The organism is Burkholderia sp. MSMB2157WGS (genome assembly GCF_001532755.1).
Taxonomy (GTDB): domain Bacteria; phylum Pseudomonadota; class Gammaproteobacteria; order Burkholderiales; family Burkholderiaceae; genus Burkholderia.
In genome coordinates, this window is sequence record NZ_LPJG01000039.1 from 1 (window position 1) to 22,264 (window position 22,264).

The window sequence follows — 22,264 nt, forward strand, 5'->3', positions numbered from 1 at the left end:
GTTCGTTTGAAAGGGGACCCCGATGAAAGCCGCTGTACTGATTGCATTGACCTGCGTTGCGCTGACCGCTTGCGGCGGCGACGACAATTCCTCGCCCGTGGCGTCCGGCGGATCGGGAACCAGCAACAACAACGGCGGCGGCTCGAGCGGCGGCACGCCGACCACGGGCGCACCCGACGGTAATACGGGTTCGCCGACCGCCTCGAACGTCGAGTGCGATCCGGTTTACCAGCAGGGCGATACCGTGCAACTTCATATGTATACGCAAGCGACATCGCAGAGCCCGTCGGTCGACAACGGCGTGTACACGCGGACTTACGCGCCGGCGACGTTCAACGGCGTGGCGCTCACGCAGCAGGCCGAAACCACGACAGGCTCGCCGATTCAGACCAATCACTACTACCTCGTCGGCAACGGCGTGCGCACGAACTACGGCGGCGAGGTCTACAGCGGCGGCACGCTTGCGTTGCGGGACGTGAACTCGCCGCCCTATGTCGAGACGATCGGCCTCGCGGGAAGCGAAACGGCGAATTACGTGGATACGCCGGTCTATCCGGCAGGCGGCGCGCAAACGTCCGTCTCGATCCAGCGGACGTACGTCGCGCGCGAAACGGTCAGTCTCCGCAACGGCAAGGTCTTTGCGAATGCCTGCCACTATCACACGACGGAGACCTTCACCAACCCGGCGTTGACGAGCAAGACGATCGCGGACGACTGGCTCGCGCCGGGTGTCGGCCTGGTCAAGTCGGTCGCCGACGTGGGTGGCACGCAGATCATCACGCGCGAACTGGAAGCGGCGACGGTGGGCGGTAAGTCGTACTGAGTATGCATGGGCGGCGCGCCGGTATCGATCGCGTGTCCATGGCGGTTGATGACCTGCTGCATGGCGGCATGCAGCAGGTCGAGTCGTCAGGCAGTGGCTGCCTGATTCGCCGATTTCCCCGAGCGTGGCGACGCGCTCTGCTGTCCGCCGTTGAGATTACCCGCAGCCTTCCTCCTCGTCCGATCGCAAGTCAGTTGGAGGCAGTGCCACGGAATTTTTGGCGAGGGACTCACGCACAACCGCGCACGTACCGGTCGTACCCGACGATTCCCGGTTTGAGTACCCCGTGCTCGTCCCAGTCGTCCCAACCCGGAAACCGCAGCGGCCTGTCCGTTTGCCAGTTCGCGAGCCGGCGCGCGAGACCGTCGCGATGCGCGGCCAGTTCGGCCGCCAGCGCCGCATCGTCCTGATACACGTACCCGCCGCGCGCGTCCTGCACGCCATGCGCGAGCACCGGCGACAGCACGTCGTACCCCATGTAATGCAGCGAGTAATGAATCGGCCACAGCAGCAGGCCGATCTCGCCGCTGCGCCCGCCCGGGCCGAACGTCGCGGCCGGCGCACCGGTCGTGACCGAGCAGAGCGCACGCCGGCCGCGGAAGTGGCCGCGATCGTAGCGGCGGCTGCCCGTGTACAGGCCGCCGTTCACGAACACGCGATCGAACCAGCCCTTCAGCATCGCGGGCGCCGCATGCCACCAGATCGGAAACTGGAACACCACGAGGTCCGCCTGCTCGAGGCGGGCGATTTCGCGGCGCACGTCGGCGGGCAACGTGGCATGTGCGCTGGCGTGGCGCTGTTCGACCAGCGCCGAGAACACGTCGGCATTCGCGCGGCACGGGTAGTGACGCGGCGCCTCGACCGGATCGAATCCGTCCGCGTAGAGATCCGACACGGCGACGTCGTGGCCGAGTGCGCGCATCGTCCGCACGGCGGTGTCGCGCAGGGCGGCGTTGAACGAGCGCGGTTCGGGATGGCAATGAACGATCAGCGTATGCATCGGCGGCATTCCTCGTGACGTGTCGGTGAAGGCGGCTTGCGTCGGTATTTGCCTGATACGGTACGCGTTGCGAAAATGAACGGGAATGGGCCAGTTTCGCAAACGAGGTTTGCATGAATGAACAGCGGCTGTCATGGGACGACCTGCAGCTCGTGCTGGCGGTGGCGCAAGCCGGCTCGCTCGCGGGCGCGGCGCGGCGGCTTGGCATCAGCCACGCGACGGTGTTTCGCCGCCTGGCGGCAATCGAAGCCGAATGGCGCGTCAAGTTGTTCGAGCGGACCCGCGCCGGCTATGCACCGACGCCCGCCGGCGAGGACGTCGCCGCTGCCGCCGAGCGGATCCAGGACGAGGTGCACGGCGTCGAGCGGCGCGTGGCCGGCCGCGACGCGCGGCCATCGGGCACCGTGCGCGTGACGACGACCGACACGTTGCTGTCGGGCTTGCTGTCGCCGGTGTTCGCCGCGTTCCGGCGCGCCTGCCCCGAAATCACGGTGGAAGTGTCGGTATCGAATGCGGTCTTCGACCTGTCGAAGCGCGAGGCCGACGTCGCGATCCGTCCGTCGTCGTCGCCGCCTGAAACGCTGATCGGCCGCCGGGTCGGCACGATCGCGCAGGCCGTCTACGCAACGCGCGAGTGGCGCGATCGTGCCGACGATCTCGCGTGGGTCGGCCCGGACCGGCGGATGGGTTACCGGCCGCTCGAGCGATGGATGCATGCGCACGGAGCCGATGCACGCTGCGGATATCGGGTCGATACGCTGCTCGGCCTGTTCGCCGCGGCGCGTGCCGGTATCGGCGCGGCCGTGTTGCCGTGCTACCTGGCCGACGGCGATCGCGATCTGGTGCGGCTGGGCGGCCGGATCGACGAACTGGCGACCGACCTGTGGCTGCTGACTCATCCGGACCTGCGCGACACCGCGCGGATTCGCGCGTTCTCATCGTTCGTCGCGACGTCGGTCGAGGCGTTGCACGCGCGTCTCGCGGGCGACGAGCATCGTTGACGAACCCACGGTCCGGACGCGCGGGCAACCGTCGATCTGCGCGTGGCGCAAGTCACGACCGGGATTCGACGGCCAGCAGAGCGAGCAGTCCGTCGAGATCGGTGCGGGCATCGAGCGCCCACAGGGCGTCGAGCGCGTGTCGGGCACGCTTGTCCGACAGACGCCCCGCGACGTTGTGCTGGAACTTGCGTTCAGTATCGGGGCGCGACGTCGGCTGACCGGGGAAGCCGGGCAACGTGTCGACTTGCCGTTCGAGCTTTCGACCGTCGTCGAGCGTCACCGTCAGCCGATTCGGAATCGCGTTCGGCTGCATCGCGGTGAGGCGCGCATCCTCGGAGACTGTTGTGACGGCCATCAGCGCGCGACCGGCCGGATCGTGCAACGCGGCCGGCGCGTAGCTGTCGCGCGTGATGTCATGGTCGAGCAGCGCGCGAGCGACGATATAGGGCAGGCTGTGGTCGGCCGTCTCGCGCGTCTCGGGCCGCCACTTTTCGGGATCGCGGCCGGCCGTCACGTAGCCCATGTGCGTCGTGTCGATATGGATCGCGCGGATGCGCGCGGGGTCGCCGATTTGCGTCGCGAGGTCGATCGCGGCAGCGATCGCGGTCAGCGTGTAGCCCTGGGCCGGATAGGGTTTGATTGCGCACGCATCGATCCGGAACGGGCGTTGCGGGCCGCCGAACGATGAGACGTCGAGCGCGAACGGGCCCGACACCTGCTGAAACAGTCCGGCCCGGCCTTCGAAGATCGGCGCCGGCCCGGTTACGCCTTCGCGAGCGAGTTGCGCGGAGAACACGCCGTCGCGCGACGCGGACGCGTCCGCGAGACCTTTCCAGTCGGACAGTTGCTGGACGCGTGTCTGGTTCATCGCGAGATGGCCGCTGAGCGACAGATTGACTGCGTGTTCCATCCGGCCGCGATCGAGCCGCATCAGCTTGCCTGCCGCCAGCGCGACGGCGGGCAGGCTGTAGACGGGATGGTCCCAGCCGCGGCTCGTGATGTTCGCGGCGTCCAGCAGCCGGCAGTCGACTTCGTACGCGAGGACGATCGCGAGCAACAGGTCGCGGCCGCTCGCGCGTTCGGCTTCGGCGACGGCCAGGCACGGCGCGACGTTGTCGCTCGGATGGCCCGGTTCGGCGCCCACGTACAGATCGTTGAGATCCTCGTAGCGGATGGCCGCGCCATTGGCGAACGCGGCCAGCTCGGGCGTGGAGCGACGCCGCGTGCCGACGAGCGTCGCGGGCCCCGCGGCCGTCGTCGCGATGCGCCGGCACATCGCGACGGGCGGCGCATCATGGGCGACCAGTGCGCAGCCGAGCGCGTCGATGACGTGCGCCTTCGCGGTTTCGATCGTCGTCGCGTCGAGCGCTTCCCAGTTCAGCGCGGCGGCATAGTCGGCCAGTCGGTGCGCCAGGGTGGGCGTGGCCGGCGCAACCTGGGCGACGGCGGGGCGGGCGGCGGCCGCGCCCAGCGCGGCGAGAAACGTTCTGCGATTCATCGTGCCTCCGCGCGCATCAGACGAGCCACAGCAGCGCGCAGCCGTAGACGATCGCGCCGAGCAAGAACGTCAGCGCGGTGTAGCCGAGCACCCGCTGCACGCCGATGCCGGCCATCGCGACCACCGGTGCGACCCAGAACGGCTGCATCATGTTCGACACCTGTTCGCCCATTGCGACAGCCATGGTCGTCGCGGGCAGCGACGCGTGCAGCGCGACGGCGGCCGGCACCACGAACGGGCCCTGTACGGCCCAGTGTCCGCCGCCGCTCGGGATCAGGAACGTGATCGCGAGCGAGCAGACGTAGCTCCAGAACGGCAGCGTGTCGGCGGTCGCGATCGCGATGAAGCCATGCGCGATGACGCCCGGCAGGCCGGTCGCGTCCATCAGCCCCATGATGCCGCCGTACAGCGGATATTGAACAAGCAGCGAACCCGTCTGCGCGGTTGCCTGCTTGATCGCGTGCGCATAGGCGAGCGGGTGGCCGTGGAGCAGCACGCCCGCCGTGAGCATCGCGAGAATCACGACATTGACGCCGGCGAGCGGAATGCGGCCCGCGTAGGTCAGCGCCAGCACCGACAGGCCGAACAGCCCGGCCAGGACGCTGAGCACGCACGAGCGCTCGAGCCACTGCGCCGGCGAGCGGCGTCCGGCGCCGCCGGGCGAGGCGGGCGCAGGTGCAGCGGGGGTGGGCTGCAGGCCGGGCGGCAGTGCTTCGGCGCGGGCAGGACCGGGCATGAGCCAGACGAGCAGCGCCGGCGTCAGCACGAGCATGGCGAGCGTCGGAGCCAGGTTGAAGCGGGTCAGTACGGTTTCGCTGAACGGCAGCACGTGGCCGGTCAGCTTCTCGACGACGTTCATCGCGCTGCCGCGCGTCGATTGCGCGAGTGCGATCGAGCTCGACAGTCCGCTCGCCCACACGACCCACCCCGAGAAGCCGCACGCGACGATCCACGCGAAATCGACGCGCAGCCGCTTCGCGACTTCGCGCGCCAGCAACGCGCTGATCACGAGGCCGAATGCCCAGTTGACGAACGACGTGACGGCCACCGACAGGAAGACCAGCGTCGCTGCCTGGGCCGGCGTGCGCGCAAGCGACACGATCGCGCGGAAGCCGCGCTGCACGAGCGGCGCATGGGCCAGCGCGTGCCCGGTCGCGAACACGAGTGCCATCTGTGCCGTGAACGTGAGGATATCGAAGAATCCCTTGGTCCAGCCGCCGATCATGGCGGCCGGCGTCGCGCGCGGCGCGATCGCGACGGCCAGCACGGCGACGAACGCCGTGATCAGCAGCGCAAGGACGAACGGATCGGGAATCGTGCGCTCGAACACGCGAATCGTCGCGTCGGTCAGGCGGATGCGGGCCGCACGAGGCGGGGAATCGGCGAGGCGCATGCATGTCTCCTGTTGATGTTTGTCATGTCGGCGATGCGTGTCGACGCTTCGTCGCTGCGGCGGTGTGGCGCTCAGCTGGGGAAGTCGTACAGCTGGGCCGGGTTGCGGACGAGGATCCGCTCGCGCAGATGGTCATCGGGCACCCAGTCCGCGAGTTGATCGAACAGCCGCGCGTCGTCCGGTGGGACGGTTTCCGTCGCATGCGGCCAGTCGCTGCCCCATACCAGCCGCTCGGGCGCCGCGGCGACCCATGCGCGGGCGAGCGCGTCGACGTCGGCGAACCGTCCGGACACGCCGACGCGCGAATCGAGGTACGGCCCGGAAAGCTTGACCCAGGCCCGGCCCTGGTCGACGAGGCGGCGCACGATCGCGAACGCCGGGTGCGACGTGCCGACCGGCTGCGGCAGGCGGGCCATGTGGTCGAACACGATGGTCGACGGCAGGCGCATGAGCAGCGTCTCGTGTGCGGCGATCTGGTCGGCCGTCCAATGGAGCTGCACATGCCAGCCGAGCGCATGCACGCGTGCGGACAATGCCTCGACCATGTCGAAACGCGTGGGTGCATGCTCGGGGCGATAGAGCGTGAACCGGACGCCGCGGATGCCGCCGTCGTGGAGCGCACGCAATTCGGCGTCGGTCACGTCCGTGCGTACCACGCCGACGCCGCGTGTGCGGTCCGCGCCGAGCTGCCGTATCGCATCGAGCGTCACGCTGTTGTCGGCTGCGTACGCACGCGGCGTGACGACGATGGCGCGCGTGGTACCGAGCCTGGCCTGGATCGCGCGCTGGTAGTCGTTGGCCGTCGCATGCGCGTAGACCTCGGCACCGGGTTCGGACGGAAAGCGGCGGTCGAAGACGTGGAGGTGCGCGTCGCACGCGAGCCGCGGCGCCGCGTGTGCCGGCCTGGTCGTCGCTTCGGCCGCCGCGGGGCCGGGCGCACAAGCGTGCGATGGGCTCGCGGCGGCGAGCGGGGCGAGGAACGTACGTCTTGTCATGGCGTCTCCGGGTGAGTCTTGTCGTTCTGCCGGCGTTCTGCCGGCAAGATGCCGCTTCAGCGAATGGCGCCGCGACGCCGCAGCTCGGCGCGCCGTTCGTCATCGTAGCCGTGCTCGGCGAGCACGTCGTTCGAGTGCTCGCCGAGCGCCGGGGCGCCGAACGGATCGGGGCCCGGCGTGCGGTCGAACGCGATCGGTCGGCAGAAGCCGCGATAGCGGCCGGCTGTCGGATGCTCGAAATCGGCGACGAGCCGTTCCGCGTCGACTTGCGGATCGTCGAACATGTCTTCGATCTCGCGTACCGCGGCGCATGGCACGTCGTCTCCGAACACGGTTTCCCATTCGCTGGCGGTGCGGGCCAGCAGTGCGGTGCGCAGCAGCGGGACGAGCACGTCGTGCGCGTCGGCGCGCTTGCGCACCGTGTCGTAGCGCGGATCGTCGGCGAGCGCGGGCAGGCCGACCTTCACGCACAACGCGCGCCAGAAATGCGGCGTGTTCGCGGACAGGTAGAGATGACCGTCGCGGGTCGGATGCAGGCCCGTGACGCCACCCGAGCGCATGTCGCGTCCGACGTCGCGCGTCTCGCCTTCGGCCCAGACCATTCGCGCCGACTGCATCGCGAGTGCGGCGCGCAGCAGCGAGATGCCCACGTACTGCCCGGCGCCGCTGCGGGTCCGTTCGTACAGCGCGGACGCGACGCCGGCGGCGACGAGCGATGCCGCGTAATAGTCGACGACCGAGCCGTACACGATCGACGGCGGCGCGCCGGGTTCGCCTTGCAGCGCGCACATGCCGGTCATCGCCTGCAGCACCTGGTCGTAGCCGGCCTTGTCCCGCAGCGGGCCCGATTCGCCGTAGCCGCTGACGGCGCAGTAGACGAGGCGCGGATTGCGTTCGCGAAGCTGCGCGTAGTCGATGCCGAGCCGCGCGGGGACGGCCGGCCGGAAATTGTGGACCAGCACGTCGGCGTCGCGGACGAGTTCGAGCAGCACCTCGCGACCGGCCGGCTGCTTGAGATCGAGCACGATCCCGCGCTTGCCGCGATTGACGCCGAGGAATGCGCGGCTCTGCGCGTCCAGCGTCGACGGATAGTTGCGCAGGTTGTCGCCGGCGGGCGGCTCGATCTTGATCACGTCGGCGCCCTGATCGGCCAGCAACGTGCATCCGTACGGGCCGGCGATGTACGCGCTCAGGTCGAGTACGCGGATGCCGGCGAGCGGGCCGGCGCCGGCGTGGCCGCAACGGGGCGTTTCCGGTGGGGCGGGCGCGTCGATGAAAGGTCGGGTCATGGTGCGATGCGAGCAGGTTGCGGCGCGGTGTCGGGCGGGGGGATCAGGCCGAATGCAATCGCCTCGTCGACGATCGCGCGGGCGCGGGCGACGAAGGGCGCGTCGATCATCCGGCCGTCGACCACGTACGCGCCGCGGCCGTCGATGGCGGCCTGCCGCTGCGCGTCGAGCACCCGCAATGCCGCATGGATTTCGTCGAGCGTCGGCCGGAACACGTCGTTGGCGATACCGACCTGCGTCGGATGGATGCAGCTCTTGCCCGCGAAGCCGAGGCGCCGCGCCAGCCTCGCCTCGCTGCGAAAGCCGTCGATGTCCGCGATGTCGGCGAACGCGGCGTCGTAGGCGGCGATGCCCGCCTCGCCCGCGGCGACGCGTACGGCGAGCATCACGGGCACGATCGCCGCGGTTTCGCGGCGATCGATGCCGAGCGGTTCGAACAGGTCGCCGAGGCCGAGCTGCAAGCCGATCACGCGCGGATGGGCCGTCGCGAGTTCGGATGCGAGCCGCAGCGCACGCGGCGTTTCGATGTTGACGAGGAGTCCGAGCGGCGTCGCGACGCCGTTGCGGCGCTCGGCCCGTTCGAGGGCGGCCGCCGCTGCGCGCACGTCGTCCGCGTCGCGGGGTTTGGGCAGGTTGACGATCGCGACGCCCGAGCGCGCGACCGCGTCGAGATCGGCGTCGAAGCCGCGCGTGCCGAGCGCGTTCACGCGCACCACGATGGTTTTCGTCGCCGGCAGCGGCTGGTCGAGCCGCGCGCGCAGCGCGGCGCGCGCGGCATCCTTGCGGTCGTCGGCGACCGCGTCCTCGAGATCGAACGACACGGCGTCGGCGGCACCGTTCAGGGCCTTGTCGAACAGGTCGGGACGGGAGCAGGGAACAAACAGTTTGCTTTTCATGCGGCCAGTATAGAAACCCCGCTACACTCGATGAATACAGGTTTGATTCCTTCAAACGATAGAAAATCTATCTTTATGGATATCGTGTTCCTCAAGAGCTTCGTGCTCGTCGCCGATACGGGCTCGATGGCGCAGGCCGCTCGCCGCCTCGATCTCACGCCCGCCGCGGTTGCCTTGCAGATGCGGGTGCTGGAGCGGGAGCTGGGCGTGGCACTGCTCGCCCGCGCCGGGCGATCGGTGCGGCCGACCGAGGCCGGCTACCGCGTGCTCGAGCGTGCGCGCGGGCTGGTCCGCGAGTTCGACGGCCTGAAATCGGTCGCGGCCGACGATGCGCAGCTGTCCGGGGAATTGCGTCTCGGCGCGATCAACACCGCGTTGCACAGTATCCTGCCCGACGTGCTGGCACAGTTCGCGACCCAGCATCCGCGGCTGAGGGTGCTGATTCAGTCCGGTACGTCGGCGGAGCTTTACGAGTCGGTGCGGCGAGGCGATCACGATGCGGCGGTCTGTCTGCATCCGAGTTTCGCGCTGCCGAAAAGCATGGTCTGGGAACTGTTGCGCATCGAGCCGCTCGTCGTGCTGGCGCCGCAGGCGCTCGCCGCGCGCGACGCGCACGACCTGCTGCGCCAGGAGCCGCTCATTCGCTACGACCGGAGTCTCGGCGGCGGCAAGCAGGCCGACCGTTATCTGCGCGATCACGGGATCGATCCGCACGAACGCTTCGAGATCAATTCGCTGCTGGCGATCGCGATGATGGTCGAGCGCGGGCTGGGCGTGTCGCTGGTGCCGGACATTGCGTCGCCGCTCGCGGAGCGGTTGAGGATCGTGCGGCTCGCGTTGCCGAAGCCGACCGAACCGCGGCGCTTCGGCATACTCTGGCGCCGGGGCTCGGCGCGCGAGGGTGCGATCCGCGAATGGCTCGCGATCAGCCGCCGGATGGTGCAGCGTCGTTGATCTGTCGGCGGCCATGCGGATGGCGACGGAGCGGCGGACGAAGCCGGCGGCGCTGGCCGACGCCCGGTTTCTACCGTCGGCCGACTCGAGCCGTGCGCTGCGCTCGCGGGCACGAGCATGACGCGAAGGCGGTCCGACCAAATTGGATCGGCGCCTGATCGCAGCCCCGCAAACACCCGGCAACGACACCTGCCGTTAGCGCGTCTGACCGGTCTTGAAGTCGTGGACGAAGAGGCCCGGCCGGCGGCTGTCGAACACGGCCTGAATCTCGCAACTGGTGTTCGCCTGCTTGTTGCAGGCCGCCTGAGCGGCCGCTCGCGCACGCGCCGCCGAGGTTTCGGAGGTCGCGCTGATTTCTCCGCCATTCAGCCGGTAGGCGAGAATGACGCCGTTGCCGGTGAGCGCATTGCTCTTGCACGCGGTCCTGGTGGCGTCGCTGCAGGCCTTGATGGCAGCGTTGGTCGCATCCTCGAGTTTGCGATACCCGCTCGCAACATAAAGCTTTCCGTCGTCTCCCGCCGCATCGGTAGCCCACGCGGAGACCGCATAGAATTTGCGGACCGAGACATCGGGCGAACGCCGGCTGCCCAGGGCGATCGTGGCAAATACCTCGCATGGCAAGAGCTGATGTGCCGAGCAGTCGGCCATCGTCTGTTTGCTTTGAGCACCGCCGTTGCCGTCCCAACCCATGGCAAAAGAACCATACCGGTCACGGACGATCGTGACCGAGGAATTCCACCACGTGCCGGCGAGTTCGCAGCCCTTTCCCATCACGGCGTTGCAGGCAGCTACTGCCGCGAGCGCGGCGTCGTTGCGATAGACAAAATTGCCGACGACCCAGATGTCGGCGGCATCTTGATGCCAGGCAACGGCGGTATATCGTGTGTTCGACGGCGTTTCGGCTTCGTAGCGAAGCCACCCGTCACCGTGTTCGGGCTCCTTCCTGCCGGAAGAGCGGGAGGGCGCCGAATCGCTATCGTCGGGCGCGCATAGCGGGCTCGGCGCGACGCCGGGACCACCTTGCGTCATGCCCACGACCCGCTCGCCGGGACCGGGCCCCCCGCACGGATAGGTCTGCGCGAACGCCTGCGTCGGCAACGAGAGCCCGGCGAGCGCAACCGCCGCAATAGAAAGGAGTCCATTCGTTTTCATTGTCGATGCTTCCTCTGCGCAATGTCCTTGAAGACTCGTTGCGTTATATCACTTCGCGGCATCGAAGTTTATTGTGGAAAATTTCCGGTTGATTTTGCAGTTCTTAACAATCGAAGATGATGCATTCACGATAGGATTGACCGCAAATTCATGGTCGAATGAAATTTCAAAATGAGGCGGCCGCTTATGTCTCGCATCCAACTGTTAATGGGCTGGTCGGCCGTGACGCTCGTCGCGGTAGCGGGCGAGGCGATGGCCGACCAGTCATCGGCCCGCTCCGCGACCGCTCCCTCTCCCCCGACGTTCTTCGTTTGCAGCGGCACGTTCAGCTCCGGCTCCGGCATGGCCGGCTCTTCGACGGAGAAGGACGGCAAGCCGACGTGTTTCTTCGAAGCGGACTCCGCAGCCGAGTCCAGGGCGCAAAAGGAATGCGGGCAGAACGCGGTGTGTGACATCTCGGCGACGACCTACATGAAGGGAAACAGCCGCATTGTCGAAAAGGTGCTGGCGGTCACGCGGCTCAGCGGGCCGGTCGACGCGGAGCCGGCCCGAGCGGCGGCGGACAAGGCGCCGTTGCTCGACCCGTCGGTCTGTCCCGCCAGCGAACTCGGCGCTTTCGTCAAGGCGTTTTCCGGCAGGATTTCGATCCAGGCGCGGTTTACCCGCTGGCCTCTCGCCATCACCGATATCGATGCCGCCGCCCGGCCGGAGCCCAAACCGGTGACCCGACACGTCACCGAGCAAAAGGCGTCCTACCCGTTGATGATGGATATCGAGCGTGCCAGGCGGGAAGGAAAGGTCGTTCGCGTCACTCAGGACGACAAGACGACCGGCCATGTCGAATATGCCGGATCGGACAACGACCACAAGATTCGCTATCGCTTCCAGCGGTCGAGATCGTGCTGGCAGCTCGTGGCGATCGACGACCAGTCGTTGTAGCCGTTCGTGAAGCGGTGGACGTTCTTGCAGTATTGAGAGAGGCCTCGATCGATGAAGCTTTGTTGCGCGCTCCTGCTATGTCTGGCCACGTTTGCCTGCAAGCCGGCCGGATCGAAATGCGCGGCAAGTCTCGCGCTGTACAGGACGCAGGTGAACGGCGCGCTTGCGGACAAAACCATCGATCAGCCCGTCTATGACGATCAGCAGCGGTATATCGCGAAAGCCGAGAAAATTTGTGCGTCGGGCGACGATGAAGCCGCCGTCACGGCGCTTTTCGATGCAGCCATGGCGCTGAACGTCGGCGCAGACGACGCCTACGCACGCTCGCTCAAAAAGGAAAGCGATCCGGCCGCGGCGCGCGTCGAGAGCAAACGATGAAGCAGACGGTCCTTGCCGTCCTGATCGGCGCGTGCGCCGGTCTGATTGCGTTCGTGGCGGCAGTGAACAACAGCAGGCGAAAGCGGGCGGCAGCACGCATACCGCGACCGGACGCGTCACCGTCGCTGGATTTTCAGTACTTTCCCGGCGAGCCGAAAGGCTATGCGGGATATACCGATCACGTTTCGATGCAGCAGACCGTCAACGATGCCCTTGTCGAGCGCGATGCCGACTGGCAATTCAGCAGCATCGGATTCGCGAAGGGATTCCTGCGCACGGTGCTGCTCCGAGCCGATCGCTCGCAAAGTGAGCCCTGCATTTTCCGCATGGCAGGCGTGAGCAGGAACGATGCGATGACGATCGAGTGGATCGCGCGGATGCAAACGGAGGGAGTCGACAACGCACCTCCTTCGACATCGAATTTGAAGTCGATCGTCGATGGGATTGCGTCCGACATTTCGTCGACCGGGCCGCGTCGCGCGAAGTTCTGGCGTAGCGCCGGGGGTGACGGCCGCGAAGGGGTGGAACACGACGAAATTCCTGCCGAGCGATTACGTGAACTCACGGAGCGCATGCGCGATGCGGAACGCAGAGGCGAGTCGCGGGCGGCCGATGCCCGGATCGTGCCGCCGGAATCGAGTGGTTGACGAAGGGGCGACGCCGGTACCCGAGGCTGCCAGACACATTTTTCGTCCGTTATTGCGCTCGACGGCGTGGCGCGCGTTCGTTCAACCTCATCCATATCGCCTGGTTCGGTTGCCACCCCACGACACGCCGATCCGACCGATTCGGTGCTACGGACACGTTGTGCGTCGAATCGCCCGCGAGATACCCGTTGCAACGACGGGAGCGCCTAAGCGAGCCGCACGGATTCCGTACTGAAACCCTTCGCGTCCCTCCGCGCTTGCCAAACGCCGGCTGGCAAACCTTTCGCTGTCGATCGAGCGTGTTGCCTGGCATGTCCGACATCGCGTTTCAAGGGCCGGATTGCCGCGCCCGCCCGTGACGGCGTGGGCCGACGGCGCACGCGCGGCGCAAACATAAACGAAATGTGATCCCTTGCCGCCGCAAAATTTTGCACAATGACGGCAGCGCGGCCTTCCGCCGCGCTTCGCGCCGGCCGTGATCGCCGCCCGACAACCGTGACCGAGCTCCGACGTACCGCCGCCCACCGCCATGGACCATCCGAAACGCATCCTGATCGTCGAGGACGACGCCGACATCGCCGACGTGCTGAGCCTGCACCTGCGCGACGAGCGCTACGAGGTCGTGCACAGCGCGGACGGCGCCGAAGGGTTGCGCCTGCTCGAACAGGGCGGCTGGGACGCGCTGATCCTCGACCTGATGCTGCCCGGCGTCGACGGCCTCGAAATCTGCCGGCGCGCGCGGGCGATGACGCGCTACACGCCGATCATCATCACGAGCGCCCGGTCGAGCGAGGTGCACCGGATCCTCGGCCTCGAACTCGGCGCCGACGACTACCTCGCGAAGCCGTTCTCGGTGCTCGAACTCGTCGCACGCGTGAAGGCCCTCCTGCGGCGCGTCGATGCGCTCGCGCGCGATTCGCGGATCGACGCGGGCACGCTCGACGTCGCGGGGCTCGCGATCGACCCGATCGCGCGCGAGGCGAGCGTCGACGGCGTACGCATCGATCTCACGCCGCGCGAATTCGACCTGCTGTATTTCTTCGCGCGGCATCCGGGCAAGGTGTTCTCGCGGATGGACCTGCTCAATGCCGTGTGGGGCTACCAGCACGAAGGCTACGAACACACGGTCAACACCCACATCAACCGGCTGCGCGCGAAGATCGAGGCCGATCCGGCCGAGCCCGTGCGGATCCTCACCGTGTGGGGACGCGGCTACAAGCTCGCCGCGCCGGACGCATGATGAAGCTCACGCTCACGCGGCGGCTGTCGCTCGTGTTCTCGATCCTGCTGCTCGCGTGCTCGGGCGCGTCGGCATGGCTGCAGATCCGCGCGAACGACATGCGCGAGAAGGAAGTCGTGCAGGCGCTGTCGCGCGACCTGGCCGCCAACATCGCCGGCAGCGCGCCGCTGATGGACGCGAACGGGCTGCGTCCCGACGCCGTGCGCACGCTGTTCGGGCAGTTGATGGGCGTGAACCCGAGCGTCGAGGTGTACCTGCTCGACAACGCCGGGCGCATCAAGGGCGACGATGCGCCGCCGGGCCACGTGAAGCGCGACCGCGTCGATCTCGCGCCCGTGCAGCGCTTCATCGCAGGCCAGCCGCTGCCGATCCTCGGCGACGATCCGCGCAGCCCGGACGCGCGCAAGGTGTTCAGCGCCGCGCCGCTGCAGCGCGCGGGGCAGCCGCCGTCGGGCTACATCTACGTGGTGCTGCTCGGCGAGGCACATGACCGGCTCGCCGCGCGCGTCGATGCCGGCAACGTGCTGCGCACGACGCTGTGGTCGATGGCGATCGTCGCGCTGCTCGGGTTGCTGGCGGGCCTCGTCGCGTTCGGCTTCATCACGCGCCCGCTGCGCCGGCTGACGGCCGCGATGCGCGACTTCGACGCGAACGCCGCGCCCGGCGCGCTCGACGCGCCGCTGCCGGTGCTGCGCTTGCCGCCGGGCCGCCGCGGCGACGACATCGCGGTGCTCGAATCCGCGTTCGCGCAGATGGCCGACCGGATCGGCGAGCAGTGGCGCGCGTTGACGCGCCAGGACCAGCAGCGGCGCGAACTGATCACGAACATCTCGCACGACCTGCGCACGCCGCTCACGTCGCTGCACGGTTATCTGGAGACGCTGTCGCTGAAGGCCGACACGCTGGCCGAGCCCGAGCGGCGGCGCTACCTGTCGATCGCGCTCGCGCAGAGCGCGAAGGTCGGGCGGCTCGCGCAGGCGCTGTTCGAGCTGGCGCGGCTCGAATCGGGCGGCGTGCAGGCCGAGCGCGAGCCGTTCTCGCTCGTCGATCTCGTGCAGGACGTGTTCCAGAAATTCGAGCTGGCCGCGCAGTCGCGCGGCGTCGCGTTGCATGCGCGGATTCCGCCGCGCGTGCCGGCCGTGTCGGCCGATCTCGGGATGATCGAGCGCGTGCTGACCAATCTGCTCGACAACGCGCTGCGGCACACGCCTTCGCACGGCGAGGTCGAGATCGCGCTGGAACCGCAGGGCGACCGCGTGGTCGTGACCGTGTCGGATACCGGCGAAGGGATTCCGGCGGCGCGGCGCGAAGGGTTGTTCCAGCGGCCGCAGCGGCCGATGAGCGGCGGCACGGCGACGAGCGGCGGGCTCGGCCTGTTGATCGTGCACCGGATGCTGGCGCTCAACGGCAGCGGTATCCGGCTCGTCGACCGGCCCGGGCGCGGCGCGGTGTTCGAGTTTGCGCTGGCAGTGGCGTCGCCGGCGGCGGGCGACGCACGCTGACCGCGATCGGCGGCGTTACGCGCCGCGCTTGCGCCGCACGTCGCTCGGCGTCGTGCCGGTCCAGCGCTTGAACGCGTGACGGAATCCCACGGCATCGCTGAAGCCGAGTGTCAACGCGATGTCCTCGGTGCTGAGCGTGGTCGTGCCGAGGTAGTCGATCGCGAGCGCCTTGCGCACGCTCGTCAGCAGTTCGCTGTACGACGTGCCTTCGGCTTCCAGCTTGCGGCGCAACGTGCGCGAGGTCATGCACAGGCTCTCGGCGATCGCGTCGATGTCCGGGAATTGCCCCGGCGTGCGGGTGAGCTCCTCGTATACGCGTCGCGTGATACCCGATCGACTGCGCAATTCGTCGAGCAACTGCGCGCAGTGCGACGACACCTGCGCGGCGGTGATCGGATTCGCGAGCTGCGGCGCGCGCGTGAGCCAGGCCGCCGGATAGCTGAGCACGTGATGCGGCTGGTCGAACGCGATCGGGCATTCGAGTGCGTCGGCCAGCAGCGCCCCATGCGGCGGCCGCGGCTGCGCGAACTGCGCGCGCGCGGGCACGCACCATCCGCCCATCACGTCCTTGATGATCGTCACGTGCAGCGCGAACTGCATGTCGATCAGGAAACGGTACAGCGGCTGGTCGAGATCGGGCAGCGCGACTTCGTGGCGGTCCGGAAACAGCCACGACGCGGTGTCGCCGTGTTCGACCCAGCGGATCGGCAGCATCCCGTTCGCGAGCCGATGATATTTGACGGCCGCATCGAACGCGCGCGCGAGCGATTCCGAGCACAGCATCGCGTAGCCGTACATGCCGTAGCTCGACGCGCGCAGCAGGCGGCCGACGCGCACGCCGAGGTCGGTGCCGTCGTACCGGCCGACCGCGTTGCGCGCGGCCGTGAGGAACTGCAGCGGCGACGTGAGCGTGAACGGGTCCGCGACATCGGCCGGCGCGAGGCCGGTGCCGGCGAGCACCGTCGCCGGGTCGAGGCCGGCTTGCGCGGCCACGTCGACCAGCACGGCCAGCTTGGCCGGCGTGAAGCGCTGCTCGCGCAACGCGTGGGCGGCTTCGGCGTCGGGCAGCCGGGGGGGACGGGCGTCCGTCGGTTTCAACAGCGCACTGCGCGACATGGGGATCCTGCGTCCGAATCGATATCGTTGACGGCTTGCCATTCTGCGCGGGAACGATTCCGTTCGCCACAGGGTTCACCCTGACGTGCCGACGGGACGGCCCGACCGGACGGGCGTTTGCAGTGCGAAGCGACGTGGGCACCTGCATGCGTGTGTCCGTTTCGATCATGTTTTCGGCCGGCCGGATCATTTGCAAAGCGCGTCGCGCGGGCGATAGTCGCCGCTCAGGCGGCGGCCCGCGTCCTTCCGGCGTGCAGGCCGCCGTGCGAACGGCGCGCATGCCGGCGTGCCGTCCCCCGAGGAGCGAGACATGACGAACAGACACTGGACCGGGTCGTACGACTCGATCCCCGCCGAGATCGACGCCGATCGCCATCCTTCCGTCAGCGCGCTGCTGGACGACGCGATGCGCCGCTTCGCCGAGCGTCCGGCGTTCCATGCGTTCGGCCGCACGCTCACCTATGCCGACGTCGACCGCCTGTCGACCGCGCTGGCCGCGTATCTGCAGCAGGTCGTCGGCGTGCGCAAGGGCGATCGCGTCGCCGTGATGCTGCCCAACGTGCTGGCGTTTCCGGTCGTGTTCGTCGCCGTCGCGAAGATCGGCGCGATCCAGGTCAACGTGAATCCGCACTACACCGCGCGCGAGCTCGAGCATCAGCTCAACGACGCGGGAGTCGAGGCGGCGGTCGTCTGCGGCGGGTCGATGGGCACGTTCGCGGAGGTGGTCGGCGGCACGCGCGTGCGCACCGTGCTGAGCGTGGGGCGCGAGGATCTCGGCGTCGTCGATGCGCCGGCCGGCACGTGCGACGCACTGCCGCCCGGTTCGACCGCGCTCGCGCACGCGATCGCCGCCGGCGAATCGCTCGCGTGCGAGCCGGTTGCGCTGAGCGGCGCGGACCTGTTGCTGCTGCAATACACGGGCGGCACGACCGGCCTGTCGAAGGGCGCGGCGCTGTCGCATCGCAACCTCGTCGCGAACATCGCGCAGTTCGCGGCGATCGTGCCGGATGCGCGCCAGCCGGGCGAAGAAGTCGTCGTCACGGCGATCCCGCTGTATCACATCTTCGCGCTGACGGTGAACTTCCTGTCCTACTTCGCGATCGGCGCGCAGAACTGGCTCGTCGCGAATCCGCGCGACATGGACGGGTTCGTCGACGTGCTGAAGGCCGCGCGGCCGACGGTGTTCGTCGGCGTGAACACAATGTACGCGGGGCTTGCCGGCCATCCGCGCCTGAAGGAGGTCGACTGGTCGCGGCTGAAGCTGTCGGCCGGCGGCGGCGCGGCGGTGATCGACGTGATCTCGTCGCGCTGGAAGGCGGTGACGGGCAATTTCATCCGCGAGGGCTACGGGCTGTCGGAAACGTCGCCGGTCGTGTCGTTCAACCCGCAATCGATCGACCGGTTCACGGGCACCACGGGCCTGCCGCTGCCGTCGACCGACGTGAAGCTGCTCGACGAGCAGGATCGCGAGGTGGCGATCGGCGAAGCGGGCGAGATCTGCGTGAAGGGGCCGCAAGTGATGAGCGGCTACTGGCAGAAACCGGACGCGAATGCGGCCGCGTTCACGGCGGACGGCTATTTCCGCACCGGCGACGTCGGCGTGTTCGATCCGGCCGGCTTCCTGCGGATCGTCGACCGCAAGAAGGACATGATCATCGTGTCGGGCTTCAACGTGTATCCGAACGAGGTGGAAGCGGTGGCGACCGCGCTGCCGGGCGTGGCCGAATGCGCGTGCATCGGCGTGCCGGACCCGCGCACGGGCGAGGCCGTCAAACTGTTCGTGGTGCTGACGCCGGACGCCGACGTGACGGAAGCGCAGATCGTTACCCATTGCCGCGCGAGCCTGGCCGCGTACAAGGTGCCGAAGTGGGTTCGATTCGTCGACCGGTTGCCGAAGTCGACGGTCGGCAAGATCCTGCGCCGGGAACTCAGCTGCACCGACTGATGAGGGCGACGCGTCGCGCGGCCGCGGCTGCGCGGAAAGCCACGAAGGTGGCGCGCGGGCCACTCAAGTACAATGCGGTCGGTTCGATCGACGGGGATGCGATGACCGGCTCAGATCCACTTTCCGCCCGGCCCGGGCGTGCGCTGCCGTCGCCGAGCGCGACGGTGCCGATCTCGCTCGTCAACGGCTTTCTCGCGAGCGCGGGCGTGCAGCGCGACGTGGTCGAACGCTACCTGCGCGGCGCCGGCATTCCGATCGAGCTGCTCGGCGAGCCGCACGCGCGCGTGACGGAGGAACAGTTCTCGACGCTGTACCGCACGCTCGCGATCGATCTCGACGACGAGATGCCCGGCATCTTCTCGCGCCCGCTGCGCGGCGGCACGCTGAAGTATCTGTGCCTGAGCCTGCTCGATGCGCGCAACCTCGAAACGGCGCTGCATCGTTTCGGGCAATTCTTCCATATCCTGCTCGACGACTTCTTCGTCGAATCGAAGCGCGACGATCTCGTCGCGCAGGTGCTGCTGCGCCCGAACGAGGCCATCGGGCCGATCGGCGCGCTCGGCCAGGAGCTGATGCTCAAGCTCGTGCACGGCGTATGCTCCTGGCTGATCGGGCAGAAAATTCCGCTGCTGCAGATCGAGTTCGCGTGCCCGCGGCCGCGCCACGCGGTCGATCACCTGTACTTCTTCACCGGCGCGGTGCAGTTCGACCGCGAGCGCACGCTGATGCGCTTCAGCGCCGATTACCTCGACGCGCCGATCCGGCAGAGCAAGCGCAACCTGCGCAAATTCCTCGCGCGCGCGCCCGGCGACTGGATCTTCGAATCGTTCAGCGAACAGCTCGTGTGCCATCGGGTGCGGCAGTACCTGTCGGCGGCGCTGCCGGATCTGCCCGTGATCGACCAGGCGGCCGAGCATCTGCATTGTTCGGTGCGGACGCTGAGCCGCCATCTGGCCGCCGAAGGGACGACGTTCCAGGTGCTGAAGGACGAGCTGCGGCGCGATATCGCGATCCAGCGGCTGACCGATACGCCCGACACGATCGCCGCGATCGGCGCGGATATCGGCTTCGACGACCCGAGCGCGTTTCATCGCGCGTTCCGGCACTGGACCGGCAGTACGCCGGGGACGTATCGGCGCCGGGCGTGATGCGGGCGCGGGGTTGAGCGTCGCGGATTCGCGCGTGCACGGATTCAATCCCATAACCGGCTCCTTTTGTGGTTTTCACGGCCGGTTTTTGAGCGGACACTCCCATAACCGGCTTCCTTCGTCGCGCGAGCCGGGCAGGCGCGCGTGCCGCCGGTCGTTTCCTGTTGGCGCGCATCACCGCGATTGCCGATACCGACGGACCGGGCGCCGACGCCCGTCCGGCGGGCGTTCGCCGCCGGGCGCGGTGGTGTCCGCCGGCATGCGACGTGGCCGGTTTTGTCACCATGTGGGCCGGATATGACAATGGGAATCCGGATGCCCGGCGTTAGGATGGCCCATCGCGTCGCCCGGCTTGGCCGGTTTTGCCGTATCGGACCCCGTGGCGCCCCCTATTCACCGCCTGATTGGAACATCGACCATGAGCTATAACGCCCCCGTCAAGGACATGCTGTTCGTGCTGAAGGAACTCGCGGGTATCGACGCCATTGCGCAGTTGCCGGGCTTCGAGGATGCGGGTTACGACACGGCGCAGGCCGTGCTGGACGAGTCCGCGAAATTCTGCGGCGAGGTGCTGGCGCCGCTGAACGTCGAAGGCGACCGCAACCCGAGCAGCTGGAAGGACGGCGTCGTGACCGCGACCCCGGGCTTCGGCGATGCGTTCCGTCAGTTCGTCGAAGGCGGCTGGCAGGGGCTGCAGCATCCGGCCGAATACGACGGCCAGGGGCTGCCGAAGCTGATCGCGACGCCGTGCATCGAGATGCTGAACGCGTCGAACCTGTCGTTCGCGCTGTGCCCGCTGCTCACCGACGGCGCGATCGAGGCGCTGCTGACGGCCGGCACCGACGAGCAGAAGCAGCGCTACGTGCCGAAGCTGATCTCGGGCGAATGGACCGGCACGATGAACCTGACCGAGCCGCAAGCCGGTTCGGATCTCGCGCTGGTGCGCTCGCGCGCCGAGCCGCAGGGCGACGGCACGTACAAGGTGTTCGGCACGAAGATCTTCATCACGTGGGGCGAGCACGACATGGCGGACAACATCGTCCATCTGGTGCTGGCGCGCACGCCGAACGCGCCGGAAGGCGTGAAGGGCATCTCGCTGTTCATCGTGCCGAAGTTCCTGGTCAACGACGACGGCTCGCTCGGCGCGCGCAACGACGTGCACTGCGTGTCGATCGAACACAAGCTCGGGATCAAGGCGAGCCCGACGGCGGTGCTGCAATACGGCGATCACGGCGGCGCGATCGGCTATCTCGTGGGCGAGGAGAACCGCGGCCTCGAATACATGTTCATCATGATGAACGCGGCGCGCTTCGGCGTCGGGATGCAAGGGATCGGCGTGGCCGACCGCGCGTACCGGAAGGCGGCCGAATTCGCGAAGGAACGCGTGCAGAGCCGTCCGGTGGACGGCTCGGCCAAGCAGTCGGTGACGATCATCCATCACCCGGACGTGCGCCGGATGCTGGGCACGATGCGTGCGCTGACCGAAGGCGCGCGGGCGCTCGCGTATGTGGCTGCCGCGCACAGCGACATCGCCCATCGCCATCCGGACGAGGCGACGCGCGCGCGTCATCAGGCCATCTACGAATACCTGGTGCCGGTGGTGAAGGGCTGGAGCACGGAGATGGTGAACGACGTCGCGAGCCTGGGCGTGCAGGTGCACGGCGGGATGGGTTTCATCGAGGAGACGGGCGCGGCGCAGTACTACCGCGACGCGCGGATCCTGGCGATCTACGAAGGGACGACCGCGATTCAGGCGAACGACCTGGTCGGCCGCAAGACGATGCGCGACGGCGGCGCGGTGGCGAAGGCGCTGATTGCGGAGATCGGCGACACGGTCGCGGCGCTCGGCAAGATCGACGGTGCGGCGGCCGCTTCGATGAAGGCGCAACTGGAGAAGGGGGCGCGCGCGTTGTCGGCGGTGGTCGACTACGTGCTGGCGAACACGAAGCAGGACCCGAACGCGGTGTTCGCGGGCAGCGTGCCGTACCTGAAGCTGGCGGGCGTCGTGCTGTGCGGGTGGCAGATGGCGCGCGCGCTGGTGGCCGCGCACGCGAACCGCGCGAACGACGTCGCGTTCTTCGACGCGAAGATCGCGATCGCGCAATGCTATGCGGAGCACGTGCTGGTGCAGGCGGGCGCGCTCGAAGCGTCGATCGTCGGCGCGAAGGGCAACGAGAGCGTGCTCGCGTTGACGGAAGACCAGTTCTGACCGGCTGACGGTCGGGATGCAGCAGGAGGAGACAGGATTTTGACCACACAGGACTTGCTCGCGCAATACGGCCCGCGCGAATCGATGGAATACGACGTCGTGATCGTCGGCGGCGGCCCCGCCGGGCTGTCGGCGGCGA

Annotated in this window: 19 protein-coding genes; 11 read left to right on the plus strand and 8 right to left on the minus strand. The window is 68.2% G+C overall.

Annotated features, from left to right (window positions below):
- The first annotated feature begins 22 nt into the window (after positions 1-22).
- The gene (locus WT53_RS25830; protein ID WP_060086794.1) at positions 23-823 is read left to right on the plus strand and encodes a hypothetical protein; all 801 of its coding nucleotides are present in this window, start codon (positions 23-25) and stop codon (positions 821-823) included.
- Between the two features lie 229 nt (positions 824-1,052).
- Here WT53_RS25830 and WT53_RS25835 read toward each other — a convergent pair whose 3' ends face one another.
- The gene (locus WT53_RS25835; protein WP_034209514.1) at positions 1,053-1,823 is read right to left on the minus strand and encodes an NAD(P)H-dependent oxidoreductase; all 771 of its coding nucleotides are present in this window, start codon (positions 1,821-1,823) and stop codon (positions 1,053-1,055) included.
- Positions 1,824-1,936: 113 nt separating this feature from the next.
- Here WT53_RS25835 and WT53_RS25840 point away from each other — a divergent pair, with 113 nt between their 5' ends.
- Positions 1,937-2,824, plus strand: a complete 888-nt coding sequence (locus WT53_RS25840) for a LysR family transcriptional regulator (RefSeq protein ID WP_060262243.1) — start codon at positions 1,937-1,939, stop codon at positions 2,822-2,824.
- 52 nt (positions 2,825-2,876) lie between these two features.
- On the opposite strand, the gene WT53_RS25845 is transcribed toward WT53_RS25840, so the two are convergent.
- The 5 genes from WT53_RS25845 to WT53_RS25865 all read right to left on the minus strand — a co-directional run bounded on the left by WT53_RS25845 (position 2,877) and on the right by WT53_RS25865 (position 8,895).
- Positions 2,877-4,322 carry an MmgE/PrpD family protein gene (locus WT53_RS25845; RefSeq protein ID WP_060262245.1) on the minus strand — a complete coding sequence of 482 codons (1,446 nt, stop codon included), beginning with the start codon at positions 4,320-4,322 and terminating at the stop codon, positions 2,877-2,879.
- 16 nt (positions 4,323-4,338) lie between these two features.
- Positions 4,339-5,715, minus strand: coding sequence for a TIGR00366 family protein (locus WT53_RS25850; RefSeq protein WP_060262247.1), 1,377 nt, complete (start codon positions 5,713-5,715; stop codon positions 4,339-4,341).
- 71 nt (positions 5,716-5,786) lie between these two features.
- On the minus strand, positions 5,787-6,710 hold the full coding sequence (locus WT53_RS25855; protein ID WP_082727533.1) for an amidohydrolase: 924 nt from the start codon (positions 6,708-6,710) through the stop codon (positions 5,787-5,789).
- A 56-nt stretch (positions 6,711-6,766) separates the two neighbouring features.
- Positions 6,767-7,999 carry a CaiB/BaiF CoA-transferase family protein gene (locus tag WT53_RS25860; protein WP_082727534.1) on the minus strand — a complete coding sequence of 411 codons (1,233 nt, stop codon included), beginning with the start codon at positions 7,997-7,999 and terminating at the stop codon, positions 6,767-6,769.
- Entirely contained in the window at positions 7,996-8,895 is a 900-nt protein-coding gene (locus tag WT53_RS25865; RefSeq protein ID WP_060262249.1) for a CoA ester lyase, read from the minus strand. The genes WT53_RS25860 and WT53_RS25865 overlap by 4 nt, the downstream gene beginning before the upstream one ends.
- A gap of 75 nt (positions 8,896-8,970) precedes the next feature.
- On the opposite strand from WT53_RS25865, the gene WT53_RS25870 reads away from it, so the two are divergent.
- The gene (locus WT53_RS25870; protein WP_082725026.1) at positions 8,971-9,849 is read left to right on the plus strand and encodes a LysR substrate-binding domain-containing protein; all 879 of its coding nucleotides are present in this window, start codon (positions 8,971-8,973) and stop codon (positions 9,847-9,849) included.
- A gap of 195 nt (positions 9,850-10,044) precedes the next feature.
- Here the strand turns inward: WT53_RS25870 and WT53_RS25875 are convergent, their stop codons facing one another.
- Positions 10,045-11,001 (minus strand): DUF4189 domain-containing protein, encoded by a 957-nt coding sequence (locus WT53_RS25875; RefSeq protein ID WP_059822018.1) that lies wholly within the window; start codon positions 10,999-11,001, stop codon positions 10,045-10,047.
- Positions 11,002-11,187: 186 nt separating this feature from the next.
- Between WT53_RS25875 and WT53_RS25880 the strand changes: the two genes are divergently transcribed.
- The 5 genes from WT53_RS25880 (at position 11,188) to WT53_RS25900 (ending at position 15,707) form a co-directional block, all read left to right on the plus strand.
- Positions 11,188-11,940: a hypothetical protein gene (locus tag WT53_RS25880; RefSeq protein ID WP_060262251.1), complete on the plus strand. Its 753-nt coding sequence runs from the start codon at positions 11,188-11,190 to the stop codon at positions 11,938-11,940.
- 150 nt (positions 11,941-12,090) lie between these two features.
- Positions 12,091-12,318 carry a hypothetical protein gene (locus WT53_RS25885; protein WP_034209397.1) on the plus strand — a complete coding sequence of 76 codons (228 nt, stop codon included), beginning with the start codon at positions 12,091-12,093 and terminating at the stop codon, positions 12,316-12,318.
- A complete protein-coding gene (locus tag WT53_RS25890) occupies positions 12,315-12,965 on the plus strand; it encodes a hypothetical protein (RefSeq protein WP_034209396.1) in 651 nt (216 codons plus the stop codon). The genes WT53_RS25885 and WT53_RS25890 overlap by 4 nt, the downstream gene beginning before the upstream one ends.
- A 529-nt stretch (positions 12,966-13,494) precedes the next feature.
- The gene (locus WT53_RS25895; protein WP_034209395.1) at positions 13,495-14,205 is read left to right on the plus strand and encodes a response regulator transcription factor; all 711 of its coding nucleotides are present in this window, start codon (positions 13,495-13,497) and stop codon (positions 14,203-14,205) included.
- A complete protein-coding gene (locus tag WT53_RS25900) occupies positions 14,205-15,707 on the plus strand; it encodes a HAMP domain-containing sensor histidine kinase (protein ID WP_034209394.1) in 1,503 nt (500 codons plus the stop codon). Before WT53_RS25895 ends, WT53_RS25900 begins: the two co-directional genes overlap by 1 nt.
- A 15-nt stretch (positions 15,708-15,722) precedes the next feature.
- Here the strand turns inward: WT53_RS25900 and WT53_RS25905 are convergent, their stop codons facing one another.
- Positions 15,723-16,823, minus strand: a complete 1,101-nt coding sequence (locus tag WT53_RS25905; RefSeq protein WP_034209393.1) for an AraC family transcriptional regulator — start codon at positions 16,821-16,823, stop codon at positions 15,723-15,725.
- A gap of 310 nt (positions 16,824-17,133) precedes the next feature.
- Between WT53_RS25905 and WT53_RS25910 the strand changes: the two genes are divergently transcribed.
- The 3 genes from WT53_RS25910 (at position 17,134) to WT53_RS25920 (ending at position 22,125) form a co-directional block, all read left to right on the plus strand.
- Positions 17,134-18,768, plus strand: a complete 1,635-nt coding sequence (locus tag WT53_RS25910; protein WP_034209392.1) for an AMP-binding protein — start codon at positions 17,134-17,136, stop codon at positions 18,766-18,768.
- Positions 18,768-19,916: an AraC family transcriptional regulator gene (locus WT53_RS25915; protein WP_034209391.1), complete on the plus strand. Its 1,149-nt coding sequence runs from the start codon at positions 18,768-18,770 to the stop codon at positions 19,914-19,916. The genes WT53_RS25910 and WT53_RS25915 overlap by 1 nt, the downstream gene beginning before the upstream one ends.
- Positions 19,917-20,334: 418 nt before the next feature.
- A complete protein-coding gene (locus WT53_RS25920) occupies positions 20,335-22,125 on the plus strand; it encodes an acyl-CoA dehydrogenase (RefSeq protein ID WP_034209390.1) in 1,791 nt (596 codons plus the stop codon).
- Positions 22,126-22,264: the final 139 nt, after the last annotated feature.